Origin of the sequence: Prosthecobacter sp. (assembly GCF_044232965.1) — a bacterium.
In the GTDB taxonomy this organism is placed as follows: domain Bacteria; phylum Verrucomicrobiota; class Verrucomicrobiia; order Verrucomicrobiales; family Verrucomicrobiaceae; genus Prosthecobacter.
The window spans coordinates 17,667-33,591 of record NZ_JBIIKX010000012.1 but is presented as its reverse complement, the minus strand read 5'-3'; the positions used below and the strand labels follow the sequence as shown (position 1 = coordinate 33,591).

Genomic DNA, 15,925 nt, shown 5'->3' with positions numbered 1-15,925 from the left:
CAGGGGCTGGACCACGTGCTGGTGCTCGACAATGCCTCCTGGCACAAAGACAAAACACTGTGCTGACATCCCTTGGGGCCGTTGTTCCGACCGCCTTCAGCCCGGACTTCAATCCCATTGATGAGTTCTGCTATTCGCTATAACAGAACGTTTGCGTTGGTTGACGGTTGTTGGCTGTGGTTGACGATAGTTGTTCCAATCCCGCTTCCAAACCCGCCGTTTCGTCATTCCCACCATGTCCCCTGCTTCCAAATCCTTCCTCCTCGACCTGCTCTCCACGCCGAGCCCCACCGGCTTTGAAGCACGCGGCCAGCGCAAGTGGGCGGCTTGCACGCGCAAGTTCGCCGACCGGGTGGAAAGCGATGCCTATGGCAACGCCTGGGCCACGCTGGATGGTGGCACGCATGGACGGCGAATCATGTTCGAGGCCCATGCCGACGAAATCGGCTACATGATCCGGCACATCTCGCCGAGCGGCTTCATTTACGTTGATCGCATCGGCGGCAGCGATGTCGCCACCGCGCGCGGACGCCGCGTGGACATCTTTGGCGACAAGGGCACCGTGCGCGGTGTCATCGGCAACATCGCCATGCACATCCGCGACCGTGAGGATGAGAAAGTACCAAAAGCGCATGAACTCGTCATCGACATCGGCGCTTCGAGCGACAAGGAAGTTGCCAAGGCTGGCATCCGTGTCGGGCATCCTGCTGTTTATGCCGACGGCGTCGAGGAACTCGGCACGGACAAGCTCTGCGGCCGCGCCTTGGACAACCGCATCGGCGGCTTCATCATCGCCGAGGTCATGGCACGGCTCAGCAAGCGCAAAACACGCCTGCCATCGACGGTTTACGCCGTGAACGCGGTGCAGGAGGAGATCGGCGGCAACGGCGCGCGCATGATCGCCCACCGCCTCATGCCGGATGTCGCCATCGTGCTCGATGTCACGCACGCCACCGACACGCCGCAGGTCGATCAAAAACTGCACGGCACCGTGCTCCTCGGCGGCGGTCCTACGCTCACCCACGGTGCCGCCAACCACGTCGAGGTCGTCCAACGCCTCATCGAAGTCGCCGACAAAGCCGGGATCCCCGTGCAGCACGAAGCCACCTCCCGCACCACCGGCACGGACACCAACGTCATCTTCACCCAGCAAAGCGGCATCTCCAGCGCCCTCGTCTCCCTGCCCTTGCGCTACATGCACAGCGTCGTCGAAATGGCCCACCTCGAAGATGTCGAGCACACCATCCAGCTCCTCACCGCCTTTGCCGAAAGCGTGAAGGCCAAGGATGAGTTCCGGGTAAAGGTGTGAAACGGGTCAACGAAACAGCTCCATGAATCCGGTCTTCGGATCAGCGGCAAAAGCCTGGATGTCAGCCGCATGAGAACGAAGAATTCCTTCAATGACACGAGTCGGCTGATTGCCACAAGGTAGCCATATCACCTTGGGCGGATGACACCGCAGAAGACTGAGATTCACAAAATCCACGTCCTGCGTGACCAAATTAAGTTGTTACGAATCGCGTGCTGCCACAACACCGAATCCTCGGCGCGGTCCAGGCCGATCAAGCGCGCCTGTTCTGAATCTGGAAACACATCCGACAGACAACCGCACAGCTTATGGCTCAGATTCTGATCCAGCAGAAGTTTCATGCTGCCAGCATCGAGAGAGAGCCGCTTTCCTTGTCCGCCGCAAAGGCCAGGCAGGCGCGAATGTCCTCCTCGGTGATCTCAGGATAATCATCTTTGATGTCATCCACGCTCATCCCGGCCGCCAACCAGCCTAGAACATCTCCAACAGAGATCCGCATGCCACGCACACAGGGTCGGCCGCCACGCTTGCCCGGTTCCATAGTGATGATCTGGCTGTAATTCATGCTTATAAAATAACACACCGATCTAGAACGGCATAGCCCCGATTCATTCACAAAAAACCGCCTCCGACGGCGTGAGCCGAGGGAGGCGGTGTGATTTGAGGCTGAAGGCAGCTTACGCGGCGTCTTCTTCCACGGCGGCAGGGAGCTGCGGGCGCTCGGTCTCGTGGAGGTCGAAGTTGCGGTTGCTGATGAAGCCGGTGCCGGCCGGGATGAGGTGGCCCATGATGACGTTTTCCTTGAAGCCGCGCAGCAAGTCAGACTTGGCGAGGGTGGCGGCCTCGGTGAGCACACGGGTGGTGTCCTGGAAGGAGGCGGCAGAGATGAAGGACTCGGTCTCGATGGAGGCCTTGGTGATGCCGAGGAGGACTGGTTCAGCTTCCGCAGGCTTGCCGCCTTCTTCGCTGACACGGTTGTTTTCCTTCTCGAACTCGCCGCGGTCGATCTGGTCGCCCCAGAGGAACTCGGTGTCGCCCGGATCGGTGATCTTCACCTTGCGGAGCATCTGGCGGATGATGATCTCAACGTGCTTGTCGTTGATTTCCACGCCCTGGGCACGGTACACTTCCTGCACTTCGTTGACGAGATGCTCGCGAAGGGCCTGCGGGCCGAGAATTTCGAGGAGATCGTGCGGAACGACCGGGCCGTCGGTGATCTGGTCGCCCTTGCCGACGTGGTCGCCGTTGAACAGCAAGATGTGCTTGCTGCGGGGGATGAGATGCTCTTCCTGCTGGCCGGTCTTCTGATCGGTGACGATGACCTTGCGCTTGCCACGGACCAGGCCGCCGATTTCGACGGTGCCGTCGATGCGGGCGATTTCGCAGGCGTCTTTCGGCTTGCGGGCTTCGAAGAGTTCAGCCACACGAGGCAGACCGCCGGTGATGTCCTTGGTCTTGGAGGCCTTACGCGGTGTCTTGGCGATGGTGGTACCGGCCTCGACCTTCTCGTTGTTCTTCACGCTCAAGTGAGCGCCGGCGGGAATGGTGTAGCTGGCCAGCACCTCGTGCGTCTTCGGATTCACGACGACGACCTGGGGATGAAGGTCTTCCTTGTGCTCGATGACGACGGTTTCCTCGTTGCCGGTGGACTCGTTTTTCTCCTTGGTGATGGTGATGCCGGAGATCATGTCGCGGAACTCCAGCTTACCGGCCTTCTCGGTGATGATCGGCACGTTGTAGGGATCCCAGGTGACGATCTGCTGGCCTTTCTTGACCTTGCCACCGTCCTCGACGGAAATGACGGAGCCGACGACGAGCTTGTGGCTCTCGAGCTCACGACCGTCGTCGTCATGGATGGTGAGGACGCCGTTCTTGGTGAGGGCGATCCAGGTGCCTTCGATGGTGGTCACCGCGCGCATGTCGGTGTACTTGATGGTACCGGCGTGCTTGGTGTTGATGAAGGGCTGCTTGAAGCTGCTCATGGCCGCGCCACCGACGTGGAACGTACGCATGGTGAGCTGCGTTCCGGGCTCGCCGATGGACTGGGCGGCGACGATGCCGACCGCCTCGCCGATCTTCGCCATGCGATGCGTGGCGAGGTGGAGGCCGTAGCACTTCGCGCAGCAGCCACGCTTGCTTTCGCAGGTGAGGACGGAGCGGATCTTGAGCTTCTCGACGCCGATCTTCGCAAGGTGGGCGGCCTCCTTCTCGGTGGCGAGCTGGCCAGCCTTGATGATGACGCTCTTGTCCACGGGGTCGTGGATGGTCTCGCAGCTCGTGCGGCCGTAGATGCGGGTCTTGAGATCGACGATCTCCTCATCACCCTGGTAGATGGAGGCGAGGGTGATGCCGTTGACGGTGCCGCAGTCTTCCTCGGTGACGATGACGTCCTGGGACACATCGACCAGCTTGCGGGTCATGTAGCCGGAGTCAGCGGTCTTGAGGGCGGTGTCAGCCAAGCCTTTGCGAGCACCGTGGGTGGAAATGAAGTACTCGGACACGCTCAGACCTTCACGGAAGTTTGAGGTGATCGGAAGCTCGATGATCTCACCGGAGGGCTTGGCCATGAGGCCGCGCATGCCGGCGAGCTGCTTGATCTGCGTACGATTGCCTCGGGCACCCGAGTTCACCATGACGTAGAGCGGGTTGTGATGCTTCTTGCCCTCGTTGTATTCCAGGGTGCGGAAAAGCTCGTCGGCGACGATTTCACCGACCTGGGTCCAGATGTCGATGATCTTCTGATAGCGCTCACCGTGCGTGATGATACCACGACGATACTGCTTCTCGATTTCCTCGATCTGCTTGTAAGCATTTTCAAGACCAGCGGCCTTGGCCGTTGGAATGACCATGTCGGTGATACCGATGGAACAACCAGAGCGAGTGGCTTCACGGAAGCCGAGTTGCTTGAGGCGGTCGAGGGCATTGACCGTTTCTTTCTGGCCCACGGTCTGGAAGCAGCGCCAGATGATGTCGGAAATCTGCTTCTTGCCGATGGTGGTGTTGATGAAACCCAGGCCTTCAGGCCAGATTTCATTGAAGCACACACGACCGGCGGTGGTTTCGATGGTGGTCTTCGTCGGATCGCCGTAAGGGCGCTTAGGCAGACCATAATCGGGATTGAGGAAGCGGATCTTGTCATTCACGGACAGACCGCCTTCGGCCATAGCGAACTCGACCTCGGAGGCTTCGCTGAAGATCGGCAGACGCTCAGGAATGTCGCTCTTCTTGGCCTTCGGATCATGGCTGGGGAACTCACGCAGGTAGGTGAGGAAGTAGCAGCCGAGAGGAATATCCTGGGAAGGATTCATCACGGGTTTGCCGCTGGCAGGGCTGAACAGGTTGTTCGGCGCAAGCATAAGCAGGCGAGCTTCCATTTGAGCCTCGATGGACAGCGGAACGTGAACGGCCATTTGGTCACCGTCGAAGTCGGCGTTGTAAGCCGTACAAACGAGGGGATGCACGCGGATGGCATCGCCTTCGATGAGTTTAGGCTCGAATGCCTGAATGGAGAGGCGGTGAAGCGTCGGAGCGCGGTTCAGGAGAACTGGGTGCCCCTTGGTGACTTCATCAAGAATGTCCCACACTTCAGGTGTGCGACGCTCGATCATCTTCTTGGCGCTACGGACGGTATGGACGAGGCCCATCTCCTTCAAGCGACGAATGATGAACGGCTCGAAAAGCACGAGCGCCATCTTCTTGGGAAGACCGCACTGGTTCAGATTAAGGTCAGGGCCAATGACGATGACGGAACGACCGGAGTAATCCACGCGCTTGCCGAGCAGGTTCTGACGGAAGCGACCAGACTTGCCCTTGAGCATGTCGGACATGGACTTGAGCGGACGATTGCCCGCGCCGGTGACCGGGCGGCCATGACGACCGTTGTCGAAGAGCGCATCGACGGCTTCCTGCAGCATGCGCTTTTCGTTGCGGATGATGACATCCGGCGTGCGGAGCTGGAGGAGGTTCTTGAGACGGTTGTTGCGGTTGATGACGCGACGATAGAGGTCGTTCAAGTCGGAGGTGGCGAAACGGCCGCCTTCGAGAGGAACGAGCGGGCGAAGATCCGGCGGGATGACCGGCAGCACTTCGAGAATCATCCACTCAGGACGGCTGTGGCTCTCGGCAAAGCCTGCGCAGAGCTTGAGACGCTTGGCGAGCTTTTTGCGGATCTGCTTGGAGCGCGTCTTGGTCATCGCCTCCTCGAGTTCCTTGGTCACGTCGGCCAGATTGAGCTGAGCGAAGATGTCGCGGATGGCCTGGGCGCCCATGCCGACCTTGAAGGCGTCGGCACCGTACTGTTCCTCGGCCTCACGCAGATCGACTTCGGTGAGAAGCTGGCCGCGCTGAAGCGGAGTGCCGCCTGGATCGACGACCATGTAGTCTTCGTAATAAATCACGCGCTCCAACGAACGGGCGGTCATGTCGAGCATGAGGCCGATGCGCGAAGGCATGCATTTGTAGAACCATATGTGCGTCACCGGCACGGCGAGCTCGATGTGGCCCATGCGCTCACGGCGCACGCGGGAGAGCGTCACCTCGACGCCGCAGCGGTCGCAGACCACGCCCTTGTGCTTGATGCGCTTGTACTTGCCGCAGGCGCACTCCCAGTCACGGGTGGGTCCGAAGATACGCTCGCAGAACAAGCCGCCTTTTTCAGGCTTGAACGTGCGGTAGTTGATGGTTTCAGGATTTTTCACCTCGCCGGAGGACCAGGAACGGACCCGGTCAGCCGAGGCGATGCAGATCGACACATAGTCGAACTCCTCGCCGTGGTTTTGTTCCCCGAAGATTTCTTTCAAGCTCGCGTCAGCATTCATAATGTGTGGAGGATGCGTTGTGTGTTGTTGCTCTGTGTTGCTGGGGAGGACTGATCAAGCACCTGCTGCGGTGGTGAAGCTGTCGAGGGCATCCGCATCAGCGTTCGCGCTGGAACGCTTGTGAACTTTGACGTCGAGACCGAGGGACTGCATTTCCTTGATGAGAACGTTGAACGATTCCGGCGTGCCGGCCTCAAGGGCGTGGTCACCCTTGACGATCTGCTCGTAAATGCGCGTGCGTCCTTGCACGTCATCGGATTTGACAGTGAGAAGCTCCTGCAGCGTGAAGGCCGCGCCATAGGCTTCGAGCGCCCACACTTCCATTTCGCCGAAGCGCTGGCCGCCATACTGGGCCTTGCCACCCAGCGGCTGCTGTGTGACGAGCGAGTAAGGTCCGACAGCACGGGCGTGAATCTTGTCAGCGACAAGGTGGTTCAGCTTCAGCATGTAGATGTAGCCGACGACGACGTCGAGATTGAACGAGTCGCCGGTGCGACCGTCATAGAGCTTCGATTTGCCGTTGAGGCCCATCCATTCGAAACCTGGCACCTTTTTGGCGTCCTTGATGAAGTCCATGATTTTGGACTCATGGATACCATCGAAGACCGGGGTGGCGATCTTCAGGCCGAGCGCCTTGGCAGCGATACCAAGGTGCGTCTCAAGCACCTGGCCCACGTTCATGCGTGAAGGCACGCCGAGGGGGTTGAGGCAGATGTCCACCGGTGTGCCGTTCTCAAGGAAGGGCATGTCCTCTTCAGGAACGATGGTGGCGACGACGCCCTTGTTGCCGTGACGACCGGCCATCTTGTCACCGACGGAGAGCTTGCGCTTGGAGGCGACAAACACGCGGACCTGTTTCACCACGCCCGTGTCGGCGGTTTCCTCGCTGCTCTCGATCTTGTCGAGGTTGCGCTCACGCTCCATGTCTGCATCACTGAACTTCTGCTCGAAGGTCTGGATGATGTCGAAGATCTTGTTGCGGATGGGGCTCGGGTCGATCTCGATGGTGTCGTAGCTTTCAGCCACATGACGGAGCATCGTTTTGGTGATCTTCTTGTTCGCGCCGACGAGCGGTTCGCCGGTCTGGCCGTTGACGATGTCGAGCGGGATTTTCTCGTTGAGGAGGATGTCGGACAGGCGCTCGGTGAGCTGCTCGGTGAGGTCTTCCTTCTTCTTGCGGTAGTCCTCTTCGATCTGCTTGATCTGACGCTTGTACTCGGACGGGGAGAGCTTTTCCTTGTCGGAATCAGCTCCAGCGCCGCGCTGGGCGACGCGCACATCCATCACGATGCCGGCGCAGCCAGAAGGCACACGCAGGGAGGTGTCCTTCACGTCAGCGGCTTTCTCACCGAAGATGGCACGGAGCAGGCGCTCTTCAGGAGCGAGTTCCGTCTCAGACTTCGGCGTGATCTTGCCGACGAGGATGTCGCCAGGCTTCACTTCAGCGCCGATGCGCACGACACCCTGGGCGTCGAGGTTCTTCAGCGCCTCATCACCCACGTTCGGGATGTCACGCGTGATTTCTTCAGGCCCGAGCTTCGTGTCACGAGCGATGACTTCAAAGTCCTCGATGTGGATGGAGGTGTAGATGTCCTCCTTTACGATGCGGCGACTGATGACGATGGCGTCTTCGAAGTTGTAGCCGTTCCATGGCATGAACGCGACGAGCATGTTCTTGCCAAGGGCCAGCTCGCCCTGGTCGGTGCAAGGACCGTCGGCGATAACATCACCCTTCTTGATTTTCTGGCCGCGCTTCACGAGCGGCTTCTGGTTGATGCAGGTGCCGGCATTGCTGCGGCCAAACTTGCGCAACGGATAGACGTAGATGCCCTTGTCCTCGTCGGTCTCCACCGACTTGATCGGGTTTTCGAGGAATTTTTCGTCCTTGATGGGCAGATCACCGTCCTTGGTGACAATGATCACGTCCGCCGTAGCGGCGGCGACGGTGCCAGGACCGTCCGAGACGATCACAGCGCGCGAATCACGCGCCGTCTTGCCTTCCATGCCGGTGCCGACGAGCGGCGACTCAGCTTCGAGCAATGGCACGCCCTGACGCTGCATGTTCGAACCCATGAGGGCGCGGTTGGCATCATCATGCTCTAGGAACGGAATCAACGCGGCGGCAACGGAGACGAGCTGCTTGGGCGACACGTCCATGAGCGTGGCCTTGGCCGGCTCGACTTCCATGAAGTCACCGCGATAACGCACGGTGATCTTGGCGCCCTTGAAGCGGCCTTTTTCATCGATCGGGTTGTTGGCCTGGGCGATGTAGTGGTTCTCTTCCTGGTCGGCGGTGAGATACTCGATCTTTTCCGTCACATGGGCGTCCTTGCACGGACGATACGGCGTCTCGATGAAGCCGAACTCGTTGATGCGGGCGTAGGAGCCGAGGGAGTTAATCAGACCGATGTTCGGACCTTCAGGAGTCTCGATCGGGCAGATACGGCCGTAGTGGGACGGATGAACGTCACGCACTTCAAAGCCGGCACGGTCACGATTCAGACCGCCAGGTCCGAGAGCGGACAGACGACGCTTGTGGGTCAGTTCGGCCAGAGGATTGATCTGGTCCATGAACTGGCTGAGCTGGCTGCGGCCGAAGAAGTCACGCACGACGGCGGAGAGCGCCTTCGGATTGACAAGCTTGGCGGGAGTCATGGTGTCCATGTTCACGTCAAACAGGGTCATGCGCTCCTTGACCAGACGCTCCGTGCGGGAAAGACCCACGCGGCACTGGTTGGCGAGAAGCTCGCCCACGGCGCGCACACGGCGGCTGCCAAGATGATCAATATCATCGAGCAGGCCTTCACCTCCGCGGAGGCGGAAGAGATAATGCAGCGCGGAAACGACGTCCTCGGCGGTGAGGATGCGCATTTCAGTGTCAATCTTCAGCGAAAGCTTCTGATTGATCTTATAGCGACCGACACGGGTGAGGTCATAGCGCTTCGGATCGAAGAACAGACGCTTAACGAGAGCACGCGCGTTTGGCGTGGTGGGAGGATCACCAGGGCGCAGACGGCGGTAGATTTCCTTGAGAGCCTCGTCCTCGTCACGCGCGGTATCTTTGCGCAGGGAGGTGATGAGCAGGTCGTCTGGGGAGGCGGTGACGACTTTGGCGGTCTTGTGACCGAGCTGGATGAGCTGGCGCACGACACCCTGGGTCAGCGGCTCATAAGCACGCGCGACGATCAGTTCGCCATCAAGGATGTCCTTGAAGAGGATCTTGGTAGCAAGGTCCTCCTCGGAGATGCCCTCCTTGAGCTTCAAGTCCTGGATTTCGTAGAAGAGCTTGAGGATGTCTTCATCGTTCGGATAGCCGATCACGCGCAGGAGCGTGGTGGCGAGGAATTTGCGACGACGACGGCGGCGGTCGAGATAGACGTAAAGGAGATCGTTCGTGTCGAACTGCACTTCCAGCCAGGTACCGCGGTCAGGAATGATGCGGAAACCGTGCAGCCAGCGTCCATTGAGATGCTGCGTGGTTTCAAAGCAGATACCAGGGGAACGATGAAGCTGGGAAACGACGACACGCTCAGCGCCATTGATGACGAAAGTGCCGCGCACGGTCATGAGCGGGATTTCGCCCATGTATACACGCTCTTGCTTGGCTCCGGCCTCGTCCTTTAGCTCATAGGTGACGTAAAGCGGAGCGCTGTAGGTTTCAGCCTCGCGGATGGCCTCAAGGGAGGAGAGCTTGGGATCACCAATTTCGTACATAACGAAATCGAGCGTCATCTTCTCATCATAGCTGGTGATGGGGAAAACTTCGCGAAACACGGCCTGCAGGCCGAGGTCCTTGCGCTTCGAGGGCAGGATGTTCTTCTGGAGAAATTCCTCGTAGGAGCGGAGCTGGATCTCGATGAGATTTGGCGGCTCGGCGACTTCGTGGATTTTGCCAAAGTTGGTGCGCTGGGACATAAGGCAGAGAGGAGGCGGTTAGGGGGCGGTGGCGGTTGGCACAAGCTGCGGAGCCGGGGGGACTCCGCATTTGCGGTCAAAGCGGCGGATATACGGCGGAAAGCCGTGCATCAGCCGCATTGAACGCGAAAACGAAGCAGCCAGAGACCGGGCGAACGCCCAGGCTCAGGCCATGAAAACTGTCTGAAGCAGACCTCTCACCGCGAGCAAACCCGGAACCGAGGCCACTGCCACGGAGGTTCTGGGGTTCACGGACGGATGCGGGCATGCGATGGATCGAAACTGACGGGGGATTGTGAAACACTAGCTTTGGCGGACTCCAGACCGCGTGGCGATGCTTTGAAACGCAACCGCCACGCGGCAAAGAGCAGGAGTAACTGGAGAGATTACTTGATCGTGACTTTGGCGCCGGCGGCTTCCATCTTCTTCTTGATTTCTTCCGCTTCTTCCTTCTTGACGCCTTCCTTGAGGGTCTGCGGAGCGCTCTCGACGAGCTTCTTCGCTTCAGCAAGGCCAAGGCCGGGGACCACGCCGCGGACTTCCTTGATGACGCCAATCTTATTGGCACCGGCCTCAGTCAGGATGACATCGAACTCGGTCTTCTCTTCCACAGGAGCAGCAGCAGCGGCACCGCCAGCGGCGGCGGCGGCCACAGGAGCGGCGGCGCTCACGCCCCACTTGGTTTCGAGGGATTTCACGAGTTCAGCGACTTCCATCACGGTCAAGCCACTCAGTTCTTCAACGATTTTATTCAGGTCAGCCATATTAGTTTGTCGGTGTCGCCGCTTGCCGAAGCATCGGAGGGTTTAAGAGCGAAAGCTTTCGCTCCGGCGAGGAACCATTGGGTGTTTGTCTATTCAGGCCGTTTGACGGGCCATCTGGTCAAATTTGGGTTGGATTAGGCAGCGGCGGGTTCAGCCGCAGCTTCAGCGGGTGCGGCTTCTACTTCGGCGGCTGGCGGGGCTTCGGCTTCCGCCGGAGCGCCGTCCAAATCAGCCTTGGCCTTGAGCACGCGGGCGAGGGCCGAGGCCGGAGCCTGGAGCACGCCGAGGAGCTGCGAGAGGAGCACCTCGCGGGAAGGCAGGTCGGCCAGCGTCTTGATGGTCGCGGCATCCAGCAGGCTACCTTCAAGCACGCCGACTTTCATCACCGGCTTTTCAAACTCGGCGGTGAAATTCTTCAGAATCTTCGCCGTGGCGCAGATGTCCTTCACACCCGTCACATAGGCGCTCTGGCCGGTGAGATGGGCGCCCAGTTCGCCTGGGTAGCCGGCCTTTTCAGCGGCCTTCTTCACCAGATTGTTTTTGAAGACGTGGATCTCAGCGCCCACGCCGGTGAGGCGCTTGCGGAGTTCGGCGAACTTATCGACTTTGAGGCCGGTGTAATCGACCACCAGAAGGAAGGGGGAGGCATTGACCCGGCGCAGCAGGTCATCAATGAGCAATGTCTTTTCAGCTTTCATGTGTCAGTGCTGCGAGGATTAAAGTTTGATGTATTTCGACACGTCGATGCGAAGCGCAGGCGACATGGTGGCGGCGAGGGTCATAGTCTCGACATAACGACCGCGGGCGGAGGCAGGCTTGGCTCGCACCACCGCTTCGATGAGCGAGGTGGCGTTTTCAGCGAGCTGGGCCACTTCGAAAGAGGCTTTGCCGACGGAGGAGGCGATGTTGCCGTTCTTATCGAGCTTGAAGTCAGCGCGACCAGCCTTGACTGCCTTCACGGCGGCGGCGGTGTCGTCAGTAACGGTGCCGGTTCGCGGATTGGGCATCAAACCACGAGGGCCGAGCTGTTTACCGAGCTTGCGAACTTCATTCATCGCGGCCGGAGTGGCGATGGCGACGTCGAAATCCGTGAAGCCTTCCTTCACCTTGGCGATGAGGTCTTCGTTGCCGACGATGTCAGCTCCGGCGGCCTTGGCGGCGTCAGCGGCGGCCCCTTGGGCGAACACGGCGACACGGACGGTCTTGCCAGAACCATGAGGCAGCGGGCAGGTGCCGCGAACCATCTGGTCGCTCTTCTTCGGATCGACACCCATGCGGAACGACAGGGTGACGGTCTGGTTGAACTTGGTGCCTGGGAGTTTGCGCAGGAGCTCAGCGGCTTCTTCAAGCGTGAACACTTTTCCTGCCGGAACCATCTCGGCGGCTTTCTTGTAACGTTTGCTTCTCTTTTGCATGGTGGGTGTGCAGTGGTGACGAACGACGGGGTTCTCCTGCTGGGGTTGATGTTATTCGGCGATTTCGATGCCCATCTGGCGCGCGGTGCCTGCCATGATGCGGGAGGCGCGTTCGAGGTCGGTGGTGTTAAGGTCGGCCAGTTTCATCTTGGTGGCTTCGAGAAGCTGGGCCTTGGTGATCTTGGCGACTTTCTTCTTGTTCGCCTCGCCAGAGCCGGAGGCGATGTTCGCCACCTTCTTGAGGAGGTTGGAAGCAGGCGGCTGCTTGGTGATGAAGGTGAAGCTCTTATCCTTGTAAACCGTGATGACGGTGGGCAGCACATCACCACCGGCTTTCGCGGTGGCGGCGTTGAACTCCTTGCAGAACGCCATGATGTTCACCCCGGCCTGGCCCAGAGCAGGGCCGATGGGCGGTGCGGGGTTGGCGGCGCCAGCCTTGATCTGGAGCTTGATTTGTTTGATGATTTCCTTGGCCATGTTGTGTGTGTTCCTTGCTTGAGATGAAGATCAGTGAGTCTGGCGGCTCTAGGCTTTTTCCACCTGCCAGTATTCGAGATCGACCGGAGTGGAGCGGCCGAAAATGTTGACGGAGACGCGCAGCACGCCGCGTTCGGGGTCGATTTCCTCCACGGTGCCGGTCTGACTTTCGAACGGACCGTCAGCGACGCGCACTGTGTCGCCCAGATTGAAGGCGATTTTTGGCACTGCGCCCTCGTCCTTGTCACGGACCTGGGAAAGCATGGCCTCGACCTCTTTAGCGCGCATGGCGATGGGATGATCCTTGGCACCGGCAAAGTTCAGGACACCGTCGGTTTCCTTGACAAAGTACCAGGTCTTGTCCACGAGGCGGTTGTGCTCGTCGAGAAGGTAACAGTTGGCGATGACGTAGCCGGGGAAGAACTTGCGATTGCTCTCGGAGCGCTTGCCTTTTTTGACCTCGGCCACGCGCTCCATCGGCACGAGCACTTGGAAGACATAATCCCCCATCTCCTCTTTCTCAATGCGGCGGAGCATGCTGTCACGGACCTTCTGTTCAAGGCCGGAACGAACATGGATAACAAACCACTGGTCGCGGGCTGCGGGGATGGCTGCCATAGGAGGTCGGGTGAAAAAGGGGTTGGGGAAACTGAAAATTACATGCCAATCTTCTGAGCGGCCTCAAAGGCCCACTTGAAGCTGACATCGAAAGCGGCCACAAAGGCTCCGAGCAGGATCATCGCGATGAAGACCACCACGGTGGATTCATTCAGTTCGCGGTATTTGGCGAAGCCCTTTTCTTTCGGATCCCAGGGCCAGGTGGCCTTCTTGAGTTCCAGGGCGACTTCGCTGATGTATTTGCGGATGCGGCTCATGTGAAGCGTTTCAACTTTCTGCGGAGATGATTCCCGGGGTTTTTCGCTTGGCAGGCCAGGAGGGACTCGAACCCACAACCAACGGTTTTGGAGACCGCTACTCTACCAATTGAGCTACTGACCTGTATTGAGCGAAAACGCTTCCCGGAATGAATAACGGATGAGTGACAGTTTGCAAGCTCGCGGCCCCGCTTCGTCCCGGGTGGGAGACGAAACCACCGCCGGGCCTGTGCGCCAGACCCGGCGGGGTTCGAGACAAACGAACTGCGCGGACTTTAGTCGAGGATGGTGGCGACACGGCCAGCACCGACGGTCTTACCACCCTCGCGGATGGCGAAGCGGATGGTCTTTTCCATGGCGATCGGGGTGATCAGCTCGACTTCGATCGAGACGTTGTCACCAGGCATCACCATTTCGACACCTTCAGGAAGCTTCACGCTGCCGGTCACGTCCGTGGTGCGGAAGTAGAACTGCGGGCGGTAATTGTTGAAGAACGGCGTGTGACGGCCGCCTTCATCCTTGGAAAGGACGTACACTTCAGCAGTGAACTTCTTGTGAGGAGTCACGGAGCCGGGCTTGGCGATGACCTGACCGCGCTCGATGTCGGTCTTCTTGGTGCCACGCAGGAGGAGGCCCACGTTGTCGCCCGCACGACCTTCGTCGAGCAGCTTGCGGAACATTTCGATGTCGGTGACGGTGGTCTTGACGGTCGGACGGATGCCGACGATCTCTACTTCGGACATCTTCTTGACGATGCCACGCTCGACACGGCCGGTGCAGACGGTACCGCGACCTTCAATGGCGAACACGTCTTCCACAGGCATGAGGAAGTCCTTGTCGATCGGACGCTCTGGCAGCGGGATGTAGCTGTCCACGGCATCCATGAGCTTCAGAATGTTGGCCTCGTGCTCGGCGTCACCTTCGAGCGCCTTGAGGGCGGAGCCCTTCACGATCGGGATGTCGTCACCCGGGAAGTCATACTTGGAAAGGAGATCGCGAATTTCCATCTCCACGAGGTCGAGGAGCTCAGGATCGTCCACCATGTCCACCTTGTTCATGAACACCACGAGGGCGGGCACGCCAACCTGACGGGCGAGCAGGATATGCTCACGGGTCTGGGGCATCGGACCGTCAGCGGCGGAAACAACGAGAATGCCACCGTCCATCTGGGCGGCGCCGGTGATCATGTTCTTCACATAGTCGGCGTGTCCGGGACAATCGACGTGCGCGTAGTGGCGCTTGTCGGTTTCATACTCCACATGAGCCGTGTTGATCGTGATGCCGCGCTCTTTTTCTTCAGGAGCCGCGTCGATTTGATCATATGCCTTCGCCTGGGCGAATCCCTTCTTGGAAAGGACGGTCGTGATGGCGGCGGTCAGGGTGGTTTTGCCGTGGTCAACGTGGCCAATCGTGCCGATGTTGACGTGCGGCTTGTTGCGTTGGAATGCTTCTTTAGCCATGGAGTAGGTTAGTTGAGGGGGTGCGCTTGGGACTGGTTCGTTTGTCGTGTTTCGAAGATCCCCACAGTTTGCCACTGGAGCTGTTAGAGGGACTTGAACCCTCGACCTCGTCCTTACCAAGGACGTGCTCTACCACTGAGCTATAACAGCGTAACCGGCGGCGGCCTCGTGAGAAACCTCCTCCTCTTTCGACAAGAAAACCGGGGAATGCAAATCTCACAGACTGGTGTCTGAAGACAGTACGCCCCGGCTTTTGGACCGAAAAAGTGCGCGATAGTAGGACGGTGGGGGGTTCTGTCAAAGATTATTCCCAATATTTGCGAAAGACTTGGTTTGAGCCAGACGGCCACCTCGCACACCCTGCACCCAAAACACACGATTTTGATCTTGGCTTAATTCAGGGCTGCTTTTAGCCTCACACCTGCCCAACCACCTATGAAAACATTCATCCTCTCCGTTTTCGCCCTCTTCACGGTCACCTCAGCCTCCCTGGCCAAGACTGGCTGGGATGACGATTATGAAAAATCCCTCACCAAGGCGAAGGAAGACCAAAAAATGGTTCTGCTCGACTTCACCGGCTCCGACTGGTGCGGCTACTGCATCAAGCTGGACGAGGAGGTCTTCTCCAAGCCCTCTTTCAAAAAGTTTGCCAAGGAAAACCTTGTGCTGGTCGAACTCGACTATCCACGAGGGAAAAACCTGCCGAAGAAAACCAAGGAACAAAACGACAGCCTGAAAAGCAAGTATGGCATCAGCGGCTATCCCACCATCATCCTGCTCGACAGCGATGGCAAAGAAGCCGCCCGCTGGATCGGCTACAAAGCCACGCTGCTGGATGAGTTGAAGGACAAGGTCAAGACCCCTGGCAAAGAGTCGGCGAAATAACTCTCCTT

12 protein-coding genes, 2 tRNA genes and 1 pseudogene are annotated in these 15,925 nt (G+C 59.0%); 2 read left to right on the top strand and 13 right to left on the bottom strand.

Annotated features, from left to right (window positions below):
* Positions 1-235 precede the first annotated feature (235 nt).
* Positions 236-1,309 carry a M42 family metallopeptidase gene (locus ACILSI_RS07410; protein ID WP_395721224.1) on the top strand — a complete coding sequence of 358 codons (1,074 nt, stop codon included), beginning with the start codon at positions 236-238 and terminating at the stop codon, positions 1,307-1,309.
* A gap of 6 nt (positions 1,310-1,315) precedes the next feature.
* Here the strand turns inward: ACILSI_RS07410 and ACILSI_RS07405 are convergent.
* The 13 genes and pseudogenes from ACILSI_RS07405 to ACILSI_RS07345 form a co-directional block, all read right to left on the bottom strand.
* Positions 1,316-1,650, bottom strand: a pseudogene (locus ACILSI_RS07405) (DUF5615 family PIN-like protein).
* The gene (locus tag ACILSI_RS07400; protein ID WP_395721223.1) at positions 1,647-1,874 is read right to left on the bottom strand and encodes a DUF433 domain-containing protein; all 228 of its coding nucleotides are present in this window, start codon (positions 1,872-1,874) and stop codon (positions 1,647-1,649) included. Before ACILSI_RS07400 ends, ACILSI_RS07405 begins: the two are co-directional and overlap by 4 nt.
* Before the next feature lie 112 nt (positions 1,875-1,986).
* Positions 1,987-6,126, bottom strand: coding sequence for a DNA-directed RNA polymerase subunit beta' (gene rpoC, locus ACILSI_RS07395; RefSeq protein WP_395721222.1), 4,140 nt, complete (start codon positions 6,124-6,126; stop codon positions 1,987-1,989).
* Between the two features lie 54 nt (positions 6,127-6,180).
* Positions 6,181-10,041 carry a DNA-directed RNA polymerase subunit beta gene (gene rpoB / locus ACILSI_RS07390; protein WP_395721221.1) on the bottom strand — a complete coding sequence of 1,287 codons (3,861 nt, stop codon included), beginning with the start codon at positions 10,039-10,041 and terminating at the stop codon, positions 6,181-6,183.
* Positions 10,042-10,427: 386 nt separating this feature from the next.
* Positions 10,428-10,805, bottom strand: a complete 378-nt coding sequence (gene rplL / locus ACILSI_RS07385; protein ID WP_395721220.1) for a 50S ribosomal protein L7/L12 — start codon at positions 10,803-10,805, stop codon at positions 10,428-10,430.
* Between the two features lie 134 nt (positions 10,806-10,939).
* Entirely contained in the window at positions 10,940-11,503 is a 564-nt protein-coding gene (gene rplJ / locus ACILSI_RS07380) for a 50S ribosomal protein L10 (RefSeq protein ID WP_395721219.1), read from the bottom strand.
* Positions 11,504-11,521: 18 nt separating this feature from the next.
* Positions 11,522-12,220 (bottom strand): 50S ribosomal protein L1, encoded by a 699-nt coding sequence (rplA, locus tag ACILSI_RS07375; protein ID WP_395721218.1) that lies wholly within the window; start codon positions 12,218-12,220, stop codon positions 11,522-11,524.
* A gap of 51 nt (positions 12,221-12,271) precedes the next feature.
* Positions 12,272-12,697 carry a 50S ribosomal protein L11 gene (rplK, locus tag ACILSI_RS07370; protein WP_395721217.1) on the bottom strand — a complete coding sequence of 142 codons (426 nt, stop codon included), beginning with the start codon at positions 12,695-12,697 and terminating at the stop codon, positions 12,272-12,274.
* Positions 12,698-12,745: 48 nt separating this feature from the next.
* Entirely contained in the window at positions 12,746-13,315 is a 570-nt protein-coding gene (nusG, locus tag ACILSI_RS07365; protein ID WP_395721216.1) for a transcription termination/antitermination protein NusG, read from the bottom strand.
* Positions 13,316-13,353: 38 nt separating this feature from the next.
* Positions 13,354-13,572, bottom strand: coding sequence for a preprotein translocase subunit SecE (locus ACILSI_RS07360; RefSeq protein WP_395721215.1), 219 nt, complete (start codon positions 13,570-13,572; stop codon positions 13,354-13,356).
* Between the two features lie 48 nt (positions 13,573-13,620).
* A tRNA-Trp gene (locus ACILSI_RS07355) sits at positions 13,621-13,696 on the bottom strand.
* A 151-nt stretch (positions 13,697-13,847) separates the two neighbouring features.
* Positions 13,848-15,032, bottom strand: a complete 1,185-nt coding sequence (gene tuf / locus ACILSI_RS07350) for an elongation factor Tu (RefSeq protein WP_395721214.1) — start codon at positions 15,030-15,032, stop codon at positions 13,848-13,850.
* Between the two features lie 75 nt (positions 15,033-15,107).
* Positions 15,108-15,182 (bottom strand) — tRNA-Thr (locus ACILSI_RS07345).
* Positions 15,183-15,467: 285 nt separating this feature from the next.
* Between ACILSI_RS07345 and ACILSI_RS07340 the strand changes: the two genes are divergently transcribed.
* The gene (locus tag ACILSI_RS07340) at positions 15,468-15,917 is read left to right on the top strand and encodes a thioredoxin family protein (protein ID WP_395721213.1); all 450 of its coding nucleotides are present in this window, start codon (positions 15,468-15,470) and stop codon (positions 15,915-15,917) included.
* Positions 15,918-15,925: the final 8 nt, after the last annotated feature.

Bases quoted from the DNA above. Each gene is read 5' to 3' on its own strand.
- ACILSI_RS07410 (WP_395721224.1), top strand. From the start codon at position 236: ATGTCCCCTGCTTCCAAATCCTTCCTCCTCGACCTGCTCTCCACGCCG.
- ACILSI_RS07400 (WP_395721223.1), bottom strand. From the start codon at position 1,874: ATGAATTACAGCCAGATCATCACTATGGAACCGGGCAAGCGTGGCGGC.
- rpoC (WP_395721222.1), bottom strand. From the start codon at position 6,126: ATGAATGCTGACGCGAGCTTGAAAGAAATCTTCGGGGAACAAAACCAC.
- rpoB (WP_395721221.1), bottom strand. From the start codon at position 10,041: ATGTCCCAGCGCACCAACTTTGGCAAAATCCACGAAGTCGCCGAGCCG.
- rplL (WP_395721220.1), bottom strand. From the start codon at position 10,805: ATGGCTGACCTGAATAAAATCGTTGAAGAACTGAGTGGCTTGACCGTG.
- rplJ (WP_395721219.1), bottom strand. From the start codon at position 11,503: ATGAAAGCTGAAAAGACATTGCTCATTGATGACCTGCTGCGCCGGGTC.
- rplA (WP_395721218.1), bottom strand. From the start codon at position 12,220: ATGCAAAAGAGAAGCAAACGTTACAAGAAAGCCGCCGAGATGGTTCCG.
- rplK (WP_395721217.1), bottom strand. From the start codon at position 12,697: ATGGCCAAGGAAATCATCAAACAAATCAAGCTCCAGATCAAGGCTGGC.
- nusG (WP_395721216.1), bottom strand. From the start codon at position 13,315: ATGGCAGCCATCCCCGCAGCCCGCGACCAGTGGTTTGTTATCCATGTT.
- ACILSI_RS07360 (WP_395721215.1), bottom strand. From the start codon at position 13,572: ATGAGCCGCATCCGCAAATACATCAGCGAAGTCGCCCTGGAACTCAAG.
- tuf (WP_395721214.1), bottom strand. From the start codon at position 15,032: ATGGCTAAAGAAGCATTCCAACGCAACAAGCCGCACGTCAACATCGGC.
- ACILSI_RS07340 (WP_395721213.1), top strand. From the start codon at position 15,468: ATGAAAACATTCATCCTCTCCGTTTTCGCCCTCTTCACGGTCACCTCA.